17 protein-coding genes are annotated in these 19,204 nt (G+C 64.3%); 5 read left to right on the top strand and 12 right to left on the bottom strand.

The window, feature by feature from the left end; translation table 11 throughout:
• Together C8J30_RS04380 and C8J30_RS04375 are read left to right on the top strand one after the other, a co-directional pair.
• A complete protein-coding gene (locus C8J30_RS04380) occupies positions 1-891 on the top strand; it encodes an MltA domain-containing protein (protein WP_110804505.1) in 891 nt (296 codons plus the stop codon).
• Positions 888-1,490: a Smr/MutS family protein gene (locus C8J30_RS04375; RefSeq protein ID WP_110804504.1), complete on the top strand. Its 603-nt coding sequence runs from the start codon at positions 888-890 to the stop codon at positions 1,488-1,490. Before C8J30_RS04380 ends, C8J30_RS04375 begins: the two co-directional genes overlap by 4 nt.
• Here the strand turns inward: C8J30_RS04375 and C8J30_RS04370 are convergent.
• The 11 genes from C8J30_RS04370 to regB all read right to left on the bottom strand — a co-directional run bounded on the left by C8J30_RS04370 (position 1,487) and on the right by regB (position 16,527).
• Positions 1,487-2,593, bottom strand: coding sequence for an alpha/beta hydrolase (locus tag C8J30_RS04370; RefSeq protein ID WP_110804503.1), 1,107 nt, complete (start codon positions 2,591-2,593; stop codon positions 1,487-1,489). The two genes, C8J30_RS04375 and C8J30_RS04370, sit on opposite strands and share 4 nt — an antisense overlap.
• 39 nt (positions 2,594-2,632) lie before the next feature.
• A complete protein-coding gene (hslU, locus tag C8J30_RS04365) occupies positions 2,633-3,934 on the bottom strand; it encodes an ATP-dependent protease ATPase subunit HslU (protein WP_110804502.1) in 1,302 nt (433 codons plus the stop codon).
• On the bottom strand, positions 3,931-4,488 hold the full coding sequence (hslV, locus tag C8J30_RS04360) for an ATP-dependent protease subunit HslV (RefSeq protein WP_110804501.1): 558 nt from the start codon (positions 4,486-4,488) through the stop codon (positions 3,931-3,933). Before hslV ends, hslU begins: the two co-directional genes overlap by 4 nt.
• A gap of 112 nt (positions 4,489-4,600) precedes the next feature.
• Positions 4,601-4,921, bottom strand: coding sequence for a thioredoxin (gene trxA / locus C8J30_RS04355; RefSeq protein WP_110804500.1), 321 nt, complete (start codon positions 4,919-4,921; stop codon positions 4,601-4,603).
• A gap of 52 nt (positions 4,922-4,973) precedes the next feature.
• A complete protein-coding gene (gene addA, locus C8J30_RS04350; RefSeq protein WP_110804499.1) occupies positions 4,974-8,339 on the bottom strand; it encodes a double-strand break repair helicase AddA in 3,366 nt (1,121 codons plus the stop codon).
• Positions 8,336-11,275, bottom strand: coding sequence for a double-strand break repair protein AddB (addB, locus tag C8J30_RS04345; protein WP_110804498.1), 2,940 nt, complete (start codon positions 11,273-11,275; stop codon positions 8,336-8,338). Before addB ends, addA begins: the two co-directional genes overlap by 4 nt.
• On the bottom strand, positions 11,262-11,954 hold the full coding sequence (locus C8J30_RS04340) for a nucleotidyltransferase family protein (RefSeq protein WP_110804497.1): 693 nt from the start codon (positions 11,952-11,954) through the stop codon (positions 11,262-11,264). Before C8J30_RS04340 ends, addB begins: the two co-directional genes overlap by 14 nt.
• Positions 11,930-12,931 (bottom strand): aminoglycoside phosphotransferase family protein, encoded by a 1,002-nt coding sequence (locus tag C8J30_RS04335; protein ID WP_110804496.1) that lies wholly within the window; start codon positions 12,929-12,931, stop codon positions 11,930-11,932. Before C8J30_RS04335 ends, C8J30_RS04340 begins: the two co-directional genes overlap by 25 nt.
• Before the next feature lie 2 nt (positions 12,932-12,933).
• Entirely contained in the window at positions 12,934-13,410 is a 477-nt protein-coding gene (gene tsaE, locus C8J30_RS04330; protein WP_110804495.1) for a tRNA (adenosine(37)-N6)-threonylcarbamoyltransferase complex ATPase subunit type 1 TsaE, read from the bottom strand.
• Between the two features lie 39 nt (positions 13,411-13,449).
• Positions 13,450-15,057 carry a PAS-domain containing protein gene (locus C8J30_RS04325; protein ID WP_110804494.1) on the bottom strand — a complete coding sequence of 536 codons (1,608 nt, stop codon included), beginning with the start codon at positions 15,055-15,057 and terminating at the stop codon, positions 13,450-13,452.
• A gap of 84 nt (positions 15,058-15,141) precedes the next feature.
• Entirely contained in the window at positions 15,142-16,527 is a 1,386-nt protein-coding gene (gene regB / locus C8J30_RS04320; RefSeq protein WP_245909710.1) for a sensor histidine kinase RegB, read from the bottom strand.
• Between the two features lie 97 nt (positions 16,528-16,624).
• Between regB and senC the strand changes: the two genes are divergently transcribed.
• From senC to hvrA, 3 genes are all read left to right on the top strand, one after another.
• The gene (gene senC, locus C8J30_RS04315; RefSeq protein ID WP_110804492.1) at positions 16,625-17,290 is read left to right on the top strand and encodes a cbb3 -type cytochrome c oxidase assembly copper chaperone SenC; all 666 of its coding nucleotides are present in this window, start codon (positions 16,625-16,627) and stop codon (positions 17,288-17,290) included.
• A gap of 52 nt (positions 17,291-17,342) precedes the next feature.
• Positions 17,343-17,897 (top strand): ActR/PrrA/RegA family redox response regulator transcription factor, encoded by a 555-nt coding sequence (locus C8J30_RS04310; protein ID WP_110804491.1) that lies wholly within the window; start codon positions 17,343-17,345, stop codon positions 17,895-17,897.
• A 66-nt stretch (positions 17,898-17,963) separates the two neighbouring features.
• Positions 17,964-18,275 (top strand): trans-acting regulatory protein HvrA, encoded by a 312-nt coding sequence (gene hvrA, locus C8J30_RS04305; RefSeq protein WP_110804490.1) that lies wholly within the window; start codon positions 17,964-17,966, stop codon positions 18,273-18,275.
• Here hvrA and C8J30_RS04300 read toward each other — a convergent pair whose 3' ends face one another.
• Positions 18,276-19,154 carry a LysR family transcriptional regulator gene (locus C8J30_RS04300; protein ID WP_110804489.1) on the bottom strand — a complete coding sequence of 293 codons (879 nt, stop codon included), beginning with the start codon at positions 19,152-19,154 and terminating at the stop codon, positions 18,276-18,278. It abuts the gene before it with no gap.
• Between the last annotated feature and the right edge of the window lie 50 nt (positions 19,155-19,204).

Raw genomic sequence — 19,204 nt, 5'->3', positions numbered from 1 at the left:
ATGCTCTGGTCCGACCTGCCCGGTTGGGCCAACGAGGACCACGCGGCGGCCTGGGCCGTCTTTGCGACGACCGCCGATCTGATCGGGCTTTCCGGTTCAGATCTGGCAGAACTGCAGCCCCGCGCGCGATTCGAAACTCTGTTCGAGCCGGTCGAGATCGTGCCCCCGGGCACCGCCCATTTCACTGCCTATTACGAACCGGAACTGCTCGCCGCGCGTGCTTGCAGCGACCGCTTTCCCGCCCCGCTGCATCGCCCGCCCCCGGATTTTCAGCCGGGTCACCTATGGCACGGCCGGGCCGAGATCAGCCGGGGCAACCTGTTGACTGGCCACGAAATCGCCTTTGTCGAAAGCGCGATCGAGGCCTTTCTGGCGCAGGTGCAGGGCTCGGTCCGGTTGCGGTTCGAGGGTGGCAGCACGCTGCGGCTGGGCTTTGCCGGCAAGAACGGGCACCCTTATCGCTCGATCGGGGCAGAGCTGATCCGGCGCGGAATCGTCTCTGATCCGGCCCAAATGACGCCCGAGGTGATCCGCCGCTGGTGTGCCGAAAATCCCGAAGCCGTCGCAGACCTGCTGGAGACGAACCCCTCCTATGTGTTCTTCCGCCCGCTTGATCTGCCCGAGGGAAGCGGCCCGCTTGGTGCCACCGGGCGGCCGGTCACGGCGGAACGCTCGCTCGCCGTCGACCCCGAGGTGATCGCGCTTGGCACGCCGGTCTGGATCGACTGCCCGGGTCTTGGCACGCGATTGTTGGTGGCGCAGGATATTGGTTCGGCGATAAAGGGACCGGGACGCGGGGATATCTTCCTTGGCTCGGGGCCCGGAGCGGGCGCGCGGGCCGGGGCGGTGAACACCCGCGGGCGAATGGTGATGCTGCGGAGGCGGTCATGAAACGGCGTCGGCTGCTGTCGGCAGAGGATCGCGAGCTGTGGGAAAAGGTCGCCTCGACCACCCATGCGATGCACCGTCACGCCCCGATTTCGGCCGAAACAGAGCCTGAAAACGCGCATCCGCACCCGCATCATCCGCCAAAGAAGCCGCGCTTCGAGATGAAGGATTTCCGCGTCGGTCAGCAGTCAGCGGACCTTTCCTGGCGGCTGGATCTGGCGCCCTCGATTTCCGAGCAACTGCACCGCCAACCGATCGTGATGGACCGCAAGACCCATCGCGAGATGAGCCGCGGCAAGCTGGACCCCGAGGCGAAGATCGACCTGCATGGCATGACGCTGTCGCAGGCGCATCCCGAGCTGATCCATTTTCTGCTCTCGGCGCAGGAACGCGGCTGTCGCCTCGCGCTGGTGATCACCGGCAAGGGCAAACGCGGCCTGGATGATGGCCCGATTCCGCAGCGTCAGGGCGTGCTGCGCCATCAGGTGCCGCAATGGCTGCGCCTGCCGCCCTTGGGCGCCGTGGTGATGCAGGTGACCGAGGCGCATCTGAAGCACGGCGGCTCGGGCGCCTATTACGTCTATCTGCGCCGGATGCGTTAATTCGTGCCGCCGCCCAGCGCGGTGATCGGCGAGAGCACGATCCGCGTCGCATCCTGCACCGAAAGCACGACGCCCGTCGCAAGGTTGCCCTTGCCGCTTTGCTCGCCTTCAAGGATCTTCGCCAACTGCCCGGTGCGGCCGAGCATCCGGATCAGCGCCGGGTTGCTGGCGACGTTGAAATGCCCGTCATCGGTCGAGAAAGCCGCGGTGTCGATCATCGTCACTTTCAGATCGGCAACGCGGCTGATGTCTTGCAACGTGCCCAGCCGATCCCGCTCGCCCGCGATGCGCGACGAAAGCCGCAGCGCCTTGTCCTTTTGCGAGGTGAAAATCACGAAGGGCTGCGGCAGATGCCCGATGGTGCGCGCCTGTTCGCGGAACATGTCGACGTCGATATCGGGCGAGATCAGCATCACCCCGGCCAGATGCGACAGGATCTCAGTTTCATCCGAAAGCGTGATGTCGCGCAGGGTTTCCATCGTCACCGACGACCCCATCGAATGCCCGACGAGCAGGATCCGCTTCGCCCCGGCCCGGTCAAGCTCGCGCAGCGTCTCGCGCAGACCGTCGCGGGCAAAGATCGCGGAATCGCGGTCATAGGCATAGCCCAGCACATGCCCGCGCGACGGCCAGGCGTAATAGACGAGCGTCTTCGGCAGATCGAAATCCTCGCCCATCTGCGCCAGACGATAGAGCCCCTCGGCAAAGGTGTTGTTGAACCCGTGCACGAAAACGACGGCCTCGCCGCCGCTTTCCTTCAGACTGCGGCGCAGTTCGGTCTGAAAGGCGGTGGCATCCGGGTATTTCTGCGACCCGGCGACCAGAAAATCCTTCTGCGGATCGACCTTGCGCCCCTCGAGCGGGTAATGCAGTTGCCCGGCCGTATGGTTGGGCGGCACCGAAACGTCAAACCGCGCCCGCTGCAGCGTCTCGCTGCGGGTGATGCCGAACGCGGCCCCGGTTTCGGGATCAAGCCCGCGGGTCGAGCCGACGAAAACCTGCCGGATATGTGTCGTGTGGTCCGGCGCATAGACAAGCTCCCCCCGGGGGGAGCAACTGATGACACCAACGAAAACGGCAACGAGTAGAAAACGCATCTGCATGCCGGGGAGGATAGCACATGCCTCCCCGACTGCCAGTGCTCAGAGCACGTAGCGGCTCAGATCGGCGGATTGCGCCAGACTGCCCAGGTGCCGCTCGACAAAGCCCGCATCCACCGTGACCTGATCGCCGGAGCGGTCTGGCGCGGTGAAGGACAGTTCCTCGAAGACCCGCTCCATCACCGTGTAAAGCCGCCGCGCGCCGATGTTTTCGACCGAGCGGTTCACCTCGGCGGCGATCCGGGCCAAGGCCGCGATGCCGTCGGGGGTGAAGGTCACCGTGACCTCCTCTGTCGCCATCAGCGCGGTGTATTGGCGCGTCAGGGCATTGTCGGTCTCGGTCAGGATGCGGACGAAATCTTCCTCGGTCAACGGCCGCAATTCGACGCGGATCGGCAGACGGCCCTGCAGTTCCGGCAACAGGTCCGAGGGTTTGGCGATATGGAACGCCCCCGAGGCGATGAACAGGATGTGATCCGTCTTCACCGGCCCGTATTTCGTCGAAACCGTCGTACCCTCGATCAGCGGCAGCAGATCGCGCTGCACGCCTTCGCGGCTGACATCGGCGCCGCGGGTTTCGGCCCGCGCAGCGACCTTGTCGATCTCGTCTAGGAAGACGATGCCGGATTGGCTGACCGCCTCGATCGCAGCGGTTTTCACCGCCTCGTCGTCCAGAAGCTTGTCGGCTTCCTCGGAAATCAGCACCTCGTAGCTTTCCGCGACACTCATCTTGCGCCGGGTCTTGCGATTGGCACCGAAGGCCTTGAACAGATCCTGCAAGCCCTGCATCTGCATTTCCATGCCGGGATTGCCCGCCATCATCTGCGGCGCAGAGGCGGCATCGGCCACCTCGATCTCGATCTGCTTGTCGTCGAGTTCACCATCGCGCAGTTTGCGGCGGAACATCTCCCGCGTCGCCTCGCGGGCATCGGTCCCGGCCAGAACCTCGATCACCCGGTCTTCGGCCGCCTTGTGGGCGCGGGCCTTGACCTCCTCGCGCATCCGCTCGCGGGTTTCGACCATCGCCACATCGACCAGATCGCGGATGATCTGTTCCACATCCCGGCCGACATACCCCACTTCGGTGAATTTCGTCGCTTCCACCTTCAGGAACGGGGCTTTTGCAAGCTTGGCAAGCCGCCGGCTGATCTCGGTCTTGCCGACGCCGGTCGGCCCGATCATCAGGATGTTTTTCGGATAGACCTCTTCGCGCATCTCGGGCGAGAGGCGTTGGCGCCGCCAGCGATTGCGCAGGGCCACGGCGACGGCGCGTTTCGCCTCGGCCTGGCCGATGATGAAGCGATCAAGTTCCGACACGATCTCGCGCGGGGTAAGGCTCGTCATTTCGAGATGCTCTCCACGGTCAGGTTGCCGTTCGTGTAAACGCAGATGTCGGCGGCAATCGCCATCGCCTTGCGGGCAATCGTTTCGGCGTCATGTTCGCTGTCCATCAGCGCCCGCGCCGCAGCCAGGGCATAGTTCCCGCCCGAGCCGATCGCGGTCACGTCATGTTCGGGCTCCAGCACGTCGCCCGCGCCGGTGATGACGTAAAGATCGGCGCCATCGGTGACGATCAGCATCGCTTCGAGATTGCGCAGATATTTGTCCATGCGCCAGTCTTTCGCGAGTTCCACACAGGCGCGCGCCAGTTGACCGGGTGCCGCCTCCAGCTTTTTCTCGAGCCGTTCGAGCAGCGTGAACGCATCCGCCGTCGATCCGGCAAAGCCCGCCACCACCTCGCGCCCGCCGGGGCTGAGCCTGCGCACCTTGCGCGCCGTGCCCTTGATCACCGTCTGACCAAGGCTCACCTGCCCGTCCCCTGCCACCACCACGCGGCCGCCCTTGCGCACGCCGATGATCGTCGTGCCGTGCCAGCCGGGAAATTTCTCGTCGGTCATGTTGCCCTCCGTTTGCGCAGATATGTGCGGGAGGCGCGCGGCTTGCAAGATGACCGATGGCGCGCATGCAAAAGGGCGCCCGAAGGCGCCCCCGAAGTCGATGTCGCTGCGATCAGAGCGAGGCTTCGATCCAGGCCTGCAGCGCGGCTTTCGGCGCAGCGCCGACCTTGTTCGACACGACCTGACCGTTCTTGAACAGGAACAGCGCCGGAATGCCGCGCACACCCAGCGTGGCCGGGCTGTCGGGGTTTTCATCGACGTTGACCTTGACGATCTTCACCTTGCCGGCCAGCTCGGTCGACAGGTCTTCCAGCGACGGGCCGATCATCTTGCAGGGGCCACACCATTCCGCCCAGAAGTCGACGACAACGGGCAGGTCGGATTGGCGCACTTCGGCGTCAAAGGTGGCATCGGTGACGGCGACGGTAGCCATGGGATTCTCCAGATTGAGGGTTGTGGGAAGCTAGGTCTGGCCCGGCCTCGCGTCAAGATGCTGTGGCCAACCGCAGGGCATCCTCCAACAGGGTGTCACCCAACGGCATGATCTCGCCCGTCGCGGTCCACAGCAGAAAACTGTCGATCGCGCGGCCCGGATAAATCTGTCGCAGCGCGGAGCGATAGGCTGCCATCTGCCGCAAGAGCCCGAGCGGCACCTGATCGGCGGTTTTCGGCACGACCGCATTCGACTTGTAATCGAGCACGCGGATCCGGTCGGGCGAGACCTGCAGCCGGTCGATGATGCCATGCAGCCGTTGCCCGCCCAGTTCCGGCAGCTCGGCCGTCAGCTCCACCTCGGCCAAGGTATCAGGGCCAAGGAACCCCGCCTTTTCGACCGCTTGCAGCACCGCGCGGGCTTGGGCCAGGAGGGCGTCGATCTCCTCCGGAAAGGCTCTGTCACTGCCGAAACCGAGCAGAGACTGCGCCAGATCGGGCCAGGTTTCGGCCGGGGATTGCGGCAGATGCTCCAGAAGCAGGTGCAACTGCCGCCCGCGCAACATCGCGGCTTCGGTGGAGAGTTCCGCGGTTTCCCCGGGCAGTGCCTTCGGCCCGCCCAGATCCGAGGCCGACAGCACCTTTGCCGCTTGCATCGCAGGCGGAACCCGCTCGCGCGCCCAGTCCGGCAGCGTGATCCGCGCCGTCTCGGCCTTGCGGCTCGGAGTGCCATTTTCCGGCCAGTCGCCATGCGAAAAGCGCTGCACGGAACCAAGCGCCTGCAAGGGCGCGGAAAGCGCCGAAACCGTCTCTGTTCCGGCAGCTTTCATGCCATCGGAAATCAGCGCATGCCAGCTTTCGCCGCTCTCGTCTTCGTCGCCCGTCGTGGCAACGATCAGCCATTTCTCGGCCCGGGTCATCGCCACGTAAAGCAGCCGCAACCGCTCGTGCTTTTGTCGCTCCAGCATTTCCTCTTGAGCTTCGGACAGCGCGGGCGGCATCGTCGCCGCGGCGGATTTCCAGAACGGAAGCCCCTCGGCCAACAGCACCTCGCCGCGCTGCGAATTGCGCAACTTGGCCGTGTCGGGCAGGATCACGATCGGCGCCTCGAGCCCTTTCGAACCATGCACCGTCATCACCCGCAGCGCGGTTCCGGCACTGTCCGATTGGCGCTTGATCTCGATTTCATCGGCACCAAGCCAGACCAGAAAGCCCGTCAGGCTGGGCACTTCGGTCTGTTCATAAGCCAAGGCCTGCGCGATCAGCGCGTCGATCCCCTCCTCGGCCTCGGCGCCAAGCCGGGCCACCAGACGCTTGCGGCCTTCGTGGCGGGTCAAAAGCCGTTCGATCAGATCATAGGGCCGCAGGAAGTCCGCCTGATCAAGAAGATCGCGCAACAGCGTCAGCGTTGCTTCGTCGCTTCCCTCACGCAGCGCCGCCCAGAGATAGCCCTTGCGCGGCTGGGCAAGACGGAAAAGCCGATCCTCGCTCCAGCCGAAAAGCGGCGAGCGCAGCGCCTCGGCCAGCGACAGATCGTCCTCGGGCGTGGCCAAAAAGGCCAGAACAGAGACGATATCCTTGACGGCAAGCTCGCCGCCAAGCTTGAGCCGATCCGCCCCCGCAACCTCAAGCCCGACGGCCTTGCAGGCTCGGATGATCTCGTAAAAGAGCCCCGAGCGGCGTTGCACCAGGATCAGAAAATCCCCCGCCGTTACCGGCCGGGGGCCATCGCGGCCCGGAAGCTGCACCCCGGCATCGACCATCGCCCGGATCTCGGCGGCAATCGCCCGCGCCAGCACCACGGGGGCGGTATCGGCGCCTGGCTGATCGACGGGGTCATCCCAGTCCTCGGGCTCGGTCTTGTCGGGTTTCGGCACGGCGGGCCAAAGATCGACGCGCCCGGGAAGCGTTTCATGGAAGGCCAGATGTTCGGGAGCACCGCCCAGCGCCAGCGCCGGATCGCCGCGAAAGGTCAGATCGACCAGCCGCAGGATCGCCAGCGACGAGCGGAAGGAATGCAGAAGCGCAGCATCCTGCAGCGGCCGCGAGATCGCCGCGAACTTTGCCGAAAACAGGCTCTTCATCGCCTCGAAATGGGTCAGATCGGCACCCTGAAAGGAATAGATCGACTGCTTGCGGTCCCCCACCACAAAGATCGTGCGACGGTTATCCCGCGCCCCATCGCCCGAGGTGAATTCATCCGCCAGCCGCTCGATCACCCGCCATTGCCCGGGCGAGGTGTCCTGCGCCTCGTCCACCAGAATGTGATCGATGCCGCCATCAAGCCGGAACAGAACCCATTGCGCCACGGACGGATCAGAAAGCAGCGCCCCCGCCCGTTCGATCAGATCGTCGAAATCAAGCCAGCCGCCCTGCGCCTTCTTGCGCTTGAGCGTGGGCAGAAACACATGGGCAAAATCATGCAGCGCCCGCGTCCGGGCGAGCGTTGCAAGGGCGTTTTCCTGTTCCCGCGCCCAGCGCACCCGCTCGGCCAAGTCGAGGAATTCCTCGGCAAGATCGGGGCCAAAGGCCTCGACGGCGCCCTTGGTCAGGAGCTTGGCCGAGACGCGACTGCCATCCTTGACGAGGCAAAGATCGGAGAGACGGGCCAGATCCACCGGCCCCGGCGCAACAAGATCGAGCAGCGACAGCTCCGCCGCCAGTGTCTTCATCGTGGCCGATTGCGTTTTCAAAAGCGGGATCGCATCGGCGATCACCCGATCCGTGCCGGGCAGAAAGACCGCGCCGGGCAAGCTGTCTGACCGCAGATCCGGGGCAAGGCCCAGAACCTTGCGCAGATCCGCCTCGGTCACCGGACGCAAAAAAGCGTCTCTGTCATGGCTGATTTCGCCGATCATGCCAGCCAGATCGGCGCCGGTGAACGATTGCAGGAAGCGGTCGAAAATCGGCCGATCCGGCCCCGAGGCGATATCTTCCAGAACTTCCTCGCGCATCCGCGCGGCGGTGCGGTCATCGATTTCGGCAAACCCGTGCGAGACCCCGGCCTCGAGCGGGAAGCGCCGCAGCAGCGCACCGCAGAAGGCATGGATGGTCTGAATTTTCAAGCCGCCGGGCGTCTCGATCGCCTGCGCGAAAAGTCGCCGCGCACGAGCCAAAGACTCGGCATCGAGCGCCCCGGCTTCACCCAGCGCGCCCAATTGCGCCCGCAACTCGGCATCCGGCAGCATCGCCCAGTCTCCCAGGCGCTTCAAAAGCCGGTTCTGCATCTCGGCGGCAGCAGCCTTGGTGTAGGTCAGGCACAAAACCTTTTGTGGCTCTGTTCCAGCCAAAAGCAGCCGCGCCACGCGGTCGGTCAGCACCTTTGTCTTGCCCGATCCGGCATTCGCGGCAAGCCAGGTCGAGGCGGCAGGATCGGCGGCCTGAACCTGCCGTTCGGTGGCGGGGTTGCGCGGGTTCATCCAACATCCTCCGGGACCGGCAGATCGGTAATGTCCCATTCGCCGAACCGGGACAGATGATCATAATCGCTGATATCGCGGCTCATCTGCATCGCGCGGCGGGCGGCAAAGCCCTGCGATGGCGACAGATAGCGCGCGATGAGCCCCTGAAGCCGGGTCCAGGTCTCCTCGACATCCTCGCGGCCCAGCGCGAGCATCCGGCAGTCGCCATTTCCCCCCAGATGCACGTAGCTCATCGCCGCAACATGCCGCGGGCCGATCTCGGCAAAAGCCCCGCGCTCGATCATCGCAGCCTCAAGCAGCAATTGCTTGTCGAAATGCCGGACCTCGGCTTCCTTGGGCGGCGTGCCGGACTTGTAGTCGTAGACAAGCGCCGTGCCATCGTCGTGCAGATCAATCCGATCCGGCCGCGCCATCAGGGTGAAGCCCTGAACCCCAAGGTCGATCGTGGCCGAGGTTTCGATCACCGCGGGCACCGCCTCCACCCGTCGCTGTGCTTCCTGCGCCACCAGCTGCGGCGCGATCTTCAAAAGCCGGTAAAGCCAGAGCCGCTGCGTCGAGGGCCAAGGGATCATCTCTTGCAAGACGGTCTCGGCGATCTCGGACAAGCGTTTTTGGCTTGTATCGAGACTGATCGACGGATCGAAACCCTTGACGAAAAGCTCGACGATACGGTGCAGCGCCTCGCCGCGCAGACGCGGATCGGGGCCGGGCTTGAGCGGATCAAGCGGCCGCAAGCGCAGGATCCGCCCGGCATAGACAGCATAAGGATCGCGGATCAGCGTCTTGATCGCCGTCACCGGAAGCTGCCGCGGACGGGCCTCGGCGGGCGGGCGCGGCGCGGGACGCGGTGCAGGGGAAGGGAGTTGCTCGGGCAGATCGAGCGCAGCGGCCATGTCAAGGAACCGCGCTCCGCGCGCGCGCATCTCGGCGACCGCCTCGGGCCCTTGCGCATGAGTCAGACCGCCCGCGAGGTTGAGAAGCCGGTTCAGCCAGCGCGACGGCACCGTTTCGGCTTCGCTGTCGCGACGGGCGCGTGAAAGCACGACCTCGGGCGCGGCAATCGCCTGCTGAAAGTCATGCGCGGAAAGGCCAATCTGCCGTTCGGGCAACAACAGACCCGCATCCAGACGCATCTTGCGGCTGAGCCAGGGATCGGGCGACGGGATCTCGGGCCAGCTTTTCTCGTTCAGACCAGCCAGAATGACGAGCTCGGCCCCATGCGAACGGGCCTCCAGCGTACCGAGGAAAGACACCAGCGGATGCGCGACAAGGGTCGAGCGCACCTGCCCCTCCTGCAGAAGCGAATCGATCAGATCGGCGAAATTGGCGGCACTGATCTGAAGCCCGGTTTCCTCCTGCGCGGCGAGGTCGGCAAGGGTTCGAAAGGCCGCCTGACCGGCCTCGGCCAACCAGAGTTCGCTGGCCGCAACCGTTCCCCCGGGACCGGCCGCGAGTCCCTCAAGCAGCGCCAAAAGCGTCTCTAACCAGGCTGAAATGGAAGATTGAGCGTCCGTTTCAAGCAGATCGAGCAGCGCGGCAAGCCACTCCGACCAGTGCTGACGCTCGGCGTCCTCGGTTCCGCCCCAATCGCGCAGGGCGATGGCATCGGGAAAGGCCGGTCCCTTGCGGCGCAGCGACAGTTCAAATTCACGCGTCAGCCGCAGGTGCGCCCCGCGCAGGGTCGAGCCGGTCGCGACCAGCGGATGCTTGAGCACGACAAGCAGGTTTTCCATCGACAGCTTGCGGCCACAAAGCCGGGCAAGATGCCGGATCAGACGACCGGGCGCGGTCAGCGGCAGCGGTTGACCGGCAGAATCGTCGGGCACGATGCCCCAGCGGTCGAGCGCGGCCGCGACGCGACGGGTCAGCATCCGATCGGGACTGATCAGCGCCGCCTTTTTCCCCTGCGCGACCGCCTCGCGCAGGATCAAAGCGATGGCCAGCGCCTCCTGCCGCGGATCGCTGGCTTCGATCAGGGTCATCTGCGAGGCCGCGGCGGGCAGGTCGGTGAAGGCCCGGCCCTCCTGCATCCATTGGTCGGTCACCGGCGCGGGACGCAACGCCAGCGAGACAAGCGCGTTGCGTTGGGGCGACGGCGGCGGCGTTTCGGTCCAGCGTTCCACCTGTTGCGGGCGGAGGTCGAGCGCGTCGAGGATGGGAAGATAGCGATATTGCGGGTGGTCTTCGATCGGAATTGGGCCAGAACAGAGACTGTTCCAGGCCATCTGCGGCATGTCGAAGTCGAAGCCGGGCAGAACCAGGATGCCCCGCGGCAACCGCGCGACCGCCTGCATCAGAAGCCGCGTTGCCCCCCGCGAGCCGGTCGACCCGGCGATGATGATCCGATCCTCGGTGGGCGTCTCGGCCCAAGTGTGAGCCATCATCTCGGCCACCCGACGCTGCCGGGCTTCGGCATCCAGCGCGGACCCGGCCTCGAAATAGCGCGCGACGATGCGGATGAAGACCAGGCTCTGCCGCCAATGTTCGGCATGCGAGGCCTGAATGTCGAGATGTTCGAAGACGTCGGGATGCACGCCCTCGCTTTGCATCTCGGCCATCAGGGTCAGCAGGCTGTCGGTCAGGCTGAAGATGCCGGAGCCGGTTTCGAATGCCGGAAGGCCGCGAGCAAGGCGATCGACCAGACAGGCGAGGTCAAGCTTGCGCCGCAGCGGCGGCACCGGCGCGGGCAGGCCCGGCATCGGCACGCGAGCCAGATCCGAAACCAGCTCGATCCGGGGCAGGAAGCGGGTGCCGAGACGGTCGAATTCCTCGCGCACGCGGCGGCTCATTCGCCCGGCGTTGAGGATCAGGCGCAGCCGCGCCATCGCCTCGGGCGGTTCGTCCTGCATTCGGGCAACGAGGCCCTGCACCAGTTCCCGGGCGAAATCGACGCCGGGCGGCAGGGCGAAGACATGCGGCTCAGCGGGCGGCATCGGAGAGAAGCCCTTCGGCCAAGGGGAGGCATTCGGGGCGACCGACATCGCACCAGCCGCCGCGATGGATCACGCCATAGGCACGCCCCTCGGCGATCATCCGGTTCCAGAGCAGATTGAGCGAGAAGACAGGGTCCGAAATCGTCTCTATTCCGGCTGGATCGAGGATCTGAGCGCCAGTATAGACGTAGCCTTCGCCGCGGCTGATCCGACCATCCAGCGCCAGCGAAAAGTCGCCCGCGCCGCTGTAGCCAACAGCCGCCTCGCGCGGAACAAGCGCCAGAAGGGCTGACATGCGATCACCATCCCATGCCGCCTTCAGCGTCGAGATCACATTCGGCCCGGTCCAGATCGCATCGGTGTTCAGGGTGAAAACCGGACCGGGACCCAGCAGCGGCAGTGCCTTGCGCAGGCCGCCGCCAGTTTCCAGAACGACATCGCGCTCGTCGGAAACAAGCACCTCGCTGCGCGCCAGATGTGCGGTGATCTGATCGGCAAGGTAATGTGCATTGGCAACGATCCGGCTGGCACCGCCCTCGCGCGCCAGATCAAGCGCGTGGTCAAGGAGCGGCTTTCCGGCCACTTCGATCAGCGGTTTCGGCCGGGTTCGGGTCAATTCCTTCATCCGCGTGCCAAGACCGGCCGCGAAAAGCATCAGCGCATCGGGTGTTGACCGCATTGCTGTCTCATCCTTTCAAGCAGCGCCGCATCGGGCGGAAGCAGGGCTTGTGTCACCCCCTCGCGCAGCGGCACAAGGGCGTCATGCGCCAGATTGTGCTGCATCTGGGTCCAGACCCGGGGGATCAGATCGACGTACCCGGGCTTGCCCATGCAAAGACAAAGCCGCGCGAAAATGCCAAGGATCCGCAGCCCGCGTTGCGCCCCGATCAGGGCAAAGGCGTGGTCGATCGCGTGCGGATCCAGATCACGGGCGGCCGCGTAGCGGGCCTTTTCCGCCGCGACGACGGCGGGGGAGACATCACGACGGGCATCTTGCAGCGCCGAGACGAGATCGTAGACCGGATGGGTGGCGACGGCGTCCTGAAAATCGAGAAGGCCGAGGCGCGCAGACCCGACGCGCCCGGGCAGGATGATCACGTTTTCGGCGTGGAAATCGCGCAGCGACAGAACCGGCGGCAGGGGGGCAAGGTCGCCACAGAGCTGGGTCACCAGAGGGGCAAGCCTCTCGGCCGCGGTTTCATCGCGCAAAGGATACCAGTCGCGGGTCAGCGCGACGAGGCCGCCAAGCCCCTGATCGTCAAGGCTGGGGACAAAATCGGGCGGCGGCAGGCGGTGCAGATCCAGAAGAAACTCGGTGATCGCGGCGTAATGCGCGGCCTCGGTTTTCGGGTCTTGCCGCAGCAGGCGCGCAAGTTGGTCATCGCCGAAATCTTCGAGCAGCATCAGGCCAGCCTCGGCGTCGAAACCCAGAATCCGGGGGGCAGAAAAGCCCTGCGCCAGAAGCCAGTGGTCGATGCGTTGAAACCGGTGCATCTCTTCGCCCGGGGGAGCGATCATCAGAACCGCCGTCGCCCCGGGTCGATGCAGCCGGTCATAACGGCGGGCGGAAGCATCGCCCGCCAATGCCGTGCGGCGGGCCTGCGCCCAACCGAAACGGCGCAGAAATTCTTCGATCTCGGGATCACGCGCAGCCATGTCTACTTCTGCCCCAGCGCGGTCAGACGCTGCGCCCAATCCGCGTCGCCAAAAAGCTGAACCTGACGCGCGGCACCCGCGTCCGTCAGCGAGAAACGCAGAAACAGAGCCTTTTTCGGTTGCAGATCGCCCAGGCGCTCGGGCCATTCGATCAGACAGATCGCGGTGTCGAAAGCTTCCTCGAGACCAAGCTCGATGGCTTCGTCGGGATGGGTGAGGCGGTAAAGATCGGCGTGCCAGATCTCGGGGTCGGCGCCATAGACCTGAACCAGCGTGAACGTGGGCGAGGGCACATCTTCGGCAGGGCCAAGACGCGCGCGGATCAGCGCGCGCGCAAAGTGGGTCTTGCCAGCACCAATCGGACCTTCGAGCAACAGCACATCGCCCGCGCGCAACAGCGAACCCAGAGCAACGCCGAAGCGGTCGGTGGCATCGGCGTCGGGCAGATCGAAACGGAGAAGCGCGGGGGTGTTTTGCATGGCCGCACTCTAGCGGCCCTGCCCCCCGCGGCAACCCCCTTAACTTGCCAGAACCGTGACCGTGCGGTCTTCGTCGAAGACGGCCCGGGTCGGCGGATCAAGGGTCACGACGCCCTTGGGAAGAAAGCTGGCCATCATCGCGCCCCCGGTCATCGGGGCGAAGCGGCAGCCAATCATCAGCCCATCTTCGCGACGGCGCACGGTGGCCTCGATCGGGGCGCGCTGCCCCAGACGGTTGTTGAAGCCCCGCGCCGAGGTCCAGATATCCGAGGCATCGCATTTGCCCTGCCAGAGCCGCACGGCGTCGAGAATGGTGGTGCGGGTCAGCGAGGTGTTGGTTTCCACGCCCCAGAGCCGATCATAGGCCGCATTCGAGGCCGAGAGCTCGCCCGAGGGCTGAAACACCGCCACCGCCTCGCTCATCATGTCGAGGATCTCCTGCCCCTGCTCCAGCTCGGCGCGGAAGCGACGGGTCAGCGAAACCTCGGAAGAAATATCTTCGAACAGGAAGGCCACGGCACCATCGGGATGCGGACGGCCGGTCACCCGATAGGTCTGACCCGAGGGCAGCATCCAGGTTTCCGAATGGAAGCCCGCGGCGGCGGCCTGTTCCAGTTCGGTCATCTTCAGCCGCCAGCTGCGGTAATCCTTCGGCTCGGGCATCATCCGCGCCTCGCGCAGACGGTCAAGAAAGGCGTACAGCGTCGGCCGGTTCGACAGGAAGTCGGCGCCAAGCTGGGTGAGTTCGATCAGGGCCGGGTTGAACAGCTGCAGTTGCCGCGCCCGGTCGAAGATCGCCAGACCGATCGGCAGATCGGCGAAGGTCTTGGTCAGGGTCTGCACGAAATCGCGCAGCGCCTTTTCCGCCCGCACCGTCGCATCGGCCGGCAGGGCGAAGTAAAGCGCGCCCTTTTCCAGCGGGAAGCTGTGGCAATCAAACCAGGCGGCGCGTTCGTCGCCATCGTCGAGCCGCAGACGACGCGGGCCGGTGTGACGGGGATTTTCTTCCATGTGGAAGAGATGCGGCAGCGGCCAGACCAGAGCTTCCTCGTTTTCGGCAAAAGCCCCCGACCGCAGCACATAGGCGCGGTTCGCCCAGGTGATCGTGCCGGTCTCGTCCTGCCGCCAGATCAGCGTCGGCGCGCGGTCGAGCGTCACCCGCAGCAGATCAAGTTCATCTTCCAGCGCCCGTTGCGACAGCCCGTCGACAAGAACACCACGGCCCTCGGCCTCGGGATCATTGAGGGTGATTCGCGCGAGGCCATTCACCTCTTCGGCGATCAGCTGGATCTGCGTGCGGCGGCCTTCTTCGGGTTTCGAAACCAGTTCGATCCGGCCCAGTTCGGCGAGCTTCGCGATCGTGCTTTCGAAGCCTTCAAACCGCGGCGCCACAAAGGCGCACAGACGCGCCCAATCCGAAAGCGCCATCGGCGAGGCGTCGAGCAGGGCACGCGCAGGTCCGGTGGCATCCACCAGATCCTGATCGTCAAACAGGAAGACGGTCTGCTCGAGCACAGGCAGGGTTGCGACCCGAGCCGCCGTTTCTGCCCGGCGGGCATTGACCATGCTGACCAGAAGCAAAGCAAGCAAAGCGGACCCAACCGACGTTGCCGCGATCAGAATCGCCTGGAAAATCTCAATCTGCATGACTGCAGCCCTCTCGCCTGTCCCGCAGTCATGATTGATGAAGAAAGGTTAATGTGCAGTTAAGTTAACAGAGGATTATTTTCCTCAGGCCGTGATCGGAAGATTCTCGCCAAGCGGGCCGGTCTCGGGTGCGATCAGACGCCCGATATGCCAGCGCAATTCGACCACCGCACCCGAGCGCCGCGGCACCGGAGCCTTCTTCTGATAGGGCTCGGAGCCGTTCGCGAATCGCAGTTTCGCCCCCGTGCGTTCCAGAAGCGTCTTCGCGATGAAGAGCCCCAACCCCATCCCCTCGTATTCCTTGCGCTCGGCCGAGCGGGTCGAGATGAAGGGATCGCCGATGCGGTTGATGACGCTTGGCGAGTAGCCGCGACCGTCGTCGGTGACCCGCACGATGATGCTGCGATCGGTCCATTCGGCATCGACCCAGACCGTGGTCTGCGCGAAATCGACGGCGTTCTGGATCAGGTTGCGCAGGGCATGGACGAGCTCGGGATAGCGGTAGATCGTCGGCTGCCGTTCGGAGCCACCCTCGCCCGGAACGACGTCGAAATAGATCATCTTGCCGCGGTCCAGATGCGGCTCGGCAGCTTCGCGCAGCACGGCGAGCAGTGGAGCCGTGCGCAAATGCACGTCATCCTTGCCCGCCCGTCCCATCGACCGCAGGATGTCGCGGCAGCGTTCGGCCTGCTCGCGGATCAGCACCGCATCGTCATGCAATTCGGGATCGTCGATCAACTCCTCGGCCAGTTCGGTCGAGACGAGCTTGATCGTCGCCAAGGGCGTGCCGAGTTCATGCGCCGCCGCGGCCACCACACCGCCAAGGTCGGTCAGCTTCTGTTCACGCGACAGCGCCATTTGCGTTGCAAACAGGGCATCCGACATCGAATGGATCTCTTGCGCGATCCGGTGCGCATAGGCGCCAAGGAAGATCACGCCGATCACGATCGCCACCCAGGAGCCGAATTCGATCATGTGCGGAACATCGATCAACTCGCCAGCGCGGGTGCGCAAAGGCTCGTTGAAGACCGCGACGAAGGTGATCATCGCGATCGTCGCGCCGCCCAGAAGCAGCGTCGGGCGCAACTTCAGCGCCGTCGCGGCGATCGTCACCGGGACCAGGATCAGCAGCGCAAAGGGGTTGTTGAGCCCCCCGGTCAGCGACAGCAGCAAGGCCAGCTGTGCAGTATCGAACAGAAGTGTCGCCGTCACTTCGGCCTGCGACAGCCGCCGGGATTCCGGGTAAAGATAGATCGCGGCGATATTGGCCGCGACGGCAAAGCCCACGGTGCCCAGACACATCGGCAGGTTCAGGTCGATGTCGTATTTGATATAAGCCGCCGCCAAAGCTGCAATCTGACCGACGACCGCGGCCCAGCGCAACAGGATCAGCGTCCGCAGCCGGACCCATTCCTGATGGCTCAAACTCGCCGACATGTCGAATTCCGGCCGGTCGACAGCCCTCATCATATCTGCCATCGTCGTCCCCACCGCCTCACCTTCACCGCAACCCCTTGATATTCCCGTTGCGCTGAGCAATCAATCACCTGCACGTGAAGGAGAAGCGATGAACGTTTCGAGCAAGACCGCCGCGCTGGTTGCCACGGCAGCCGTCGTCGCCGTGGTGGGCGTCTCTGTCGTCCTGTCCTTCGGCAGTTCGGAACCCGATCGCTTCGCGCAATGCCGCAAGGGCGTTGGCAGTGCCGCCGCCAAGATCGGCGGGCCGTTCACGCTGGTTTCGGAAACCGGTGCGACCGTCACCGACAAGGACGTGATCACCAAGCCGAGCCTGATTTACTTTGGCTACACCTATTGCCCCGATGTCTGCCCGATCGACAGCACCCGCAACGCGGCCGCGATCGATCTGCTGTCGACGCGCGGTTACGACGTGACGCCGATCTTCATCTCGGTCGATCCGACCCGGGACACGCCGCCCGTGCTGAGCGAATTCACCGATCTGATGAGCCCGAAAATGATCGGCCTGACCGGTACGACCGAGCAGGTCGACGCCGCGGTCAAGGCCTATCGCGCCTATTACATGATCCGCACGCCCGGTGATCCGGCGACCTTGGTCGATCATTCGACCCAGACCTATCTGATGGATCCGAAGCTTGGCTTCCTCGATTATTACGATCGCGATGCCACACCCGAAACGGTGGCCGAAAGTGTCGGCTGCTTCCTTGACGCGCTGAAGTCCGAGGGCGCAACGCCCGGTTCCGGCAACGGAAATTGACCAGCGCCAAATATAGATTTAGACTTGAACAAAGAGGGTGAAAGGGGGAGCCATGGCCGAAGAAGAATTCGCCGAACTCGGGAGCGACAGGTCGCTGCTGCTGGTCGATGACGATAACGCTTTCCTGACCCGGCTTGCGCGCGCAATGGAAAAGCGCGGTTTTCAGACCGAGATCGCGGAAACGGTTTCGGCCGGCAAGGCGATCGTGCAGAACCGGGCACCGGCCTATGCCGTGATCGACCTGCGGCTGGAAGACGGCAATGGTCTTGAAGTGGTGGAAGCGCTGCGCGAGCGTCGCCCCGAGGCGCGGATCGTCGTGCTGACCGGATATGGCGCGATTGCCACCGCGGTTGCGGCGGTGAAAATGGGCGCGACGGATTATCTGTCGAAACCAGCCGATGCGAATGACATCACCAATGCGCTTCTGGCCAAGGGGGAATCCTTGCCGCCGCCGCCGGAAAATCCGATGAGCGCCGACCGCGTGCGTTGGGAACATATCCAGCGCGTTTACGAGCTTTGCGATCGCAACGTCTCGGAAACCGCGCGGCGTCTCAATATGCACCGTCGCACGTTGCAGCGGATTTTGGCCAAACGCAGCCCGCGATAATAAATAAATCTTGATTGCGCGGGAATAATACTCGATATCCATGAAACCACTTCACCGGAGGCTTTCATGGATATCGATGCGCTTTCTCTGAACGAACTCAAGGCGCTGCGGTCCAAGGTCGATCGCGCGATTGCGACTTACGAAGATCGCAAGAAAAAGGAAGCTCTCGCAGAGCTGGAAGAAATGGCCCGCAAGATGGGCTATCCGCTGGCCGAAATCCTGGCCGTTGCAGGCGCCACCAAGCCGCGCAAGACCGTTGCAGCAAAATATGCGAACCCGGAAAACCCGTCCGAAACCTGGACCGGGCGCGGCCGCAAGCCGAAATGGGTCGAAGCCGCGCTGGCCGCGGGCAAATCGCTCGAGGATCTGACGATCTGATCAGGCTTCTGCCTTCAACCACTCGATGAAGATCTTGGCCGCGGGGTTCAATCGACCCGGCGGCCTTACGATATAATAGCCCAAGCTTTCCTCGGTCAGTTCGTGAATTTTCACCAGCCAGCCGATTTTGAGATCTTCAACGATCAGAGCCTCGGTTTCCAGATGCAGGCCGATCCCTTCGCGCGCGGCCGCAAGCGCCAATTCCTCGTTCGGGAAATCGACGAATTTCAGCGCCGCCGGAACCAGCCCCATGGACTCCAATAGTTGCATCTGTTCGGGCCAATCGCCTTCCCGCACCCACGGCAGCATCGCCATTTCGCGCAGAGATAGTTTCTTTCGCCCTCCCAGCAATTCCGGCGCCGCCACTACAACCTGAGGGGCAGCCGTCAGAAATTCGGAAATAACGCCCGGCCATTTTCCTACGCCAAAACGAATACCGATATTCGCACCGATTTCCTTCAGATCCACCACCCGCGGATCGGGCAACAGCGAGAGCGGAATATCGGGGTGTTTCTTCCAGAACCGCGCAAGTCGCGGCATCAGCCATTCCGAGGCAAAAGCCGGGGGAACCGTCACCGAAAGCGCCTTCTCGCTATTGTCCGCGCGCAGCATTTCTGCCGCCGATTGTATCATCGAAAACCCGTCCGCCAGCGCCTTGGCGAAGCGTTCGCCCTCGGGGGTCAGGTGCAGATGCTTGCCGTCCCGCCACACCAGCGGCACGTCCAGATCGGCCTCAAGCGCGCGAACTTGTTGCGCTATGGCAGCGTGGGTGACATTCAGCTTGCGGGCCGCCGCACTGAACCCCCCCTCGCTTGCCGTTGCGGCAAAGGCGCGCAGCGCTGTAAGCGGGGGCATACGCCGCCAATCGATCTCGCTCATCTGTTAGCTCACCTATCACCTGTGGAAAAATTCCTGACTCGCCTTGCGAC

It is taken from the genome of Rhodobacter viridis (assembly GCF_003217355.1).
Taxonomy (GTDB): Bacteria; Pseudomonadota; Alphaproteobacteria; order Rhodobacterales; family Rhodobacteraceae; genus Rhodobacter; species Rhodobacter viridis.
Note: the sequence above shows the minus strand (reverse complement) of the source record. Positions and strands in the feature narration are given on the sequence as shown.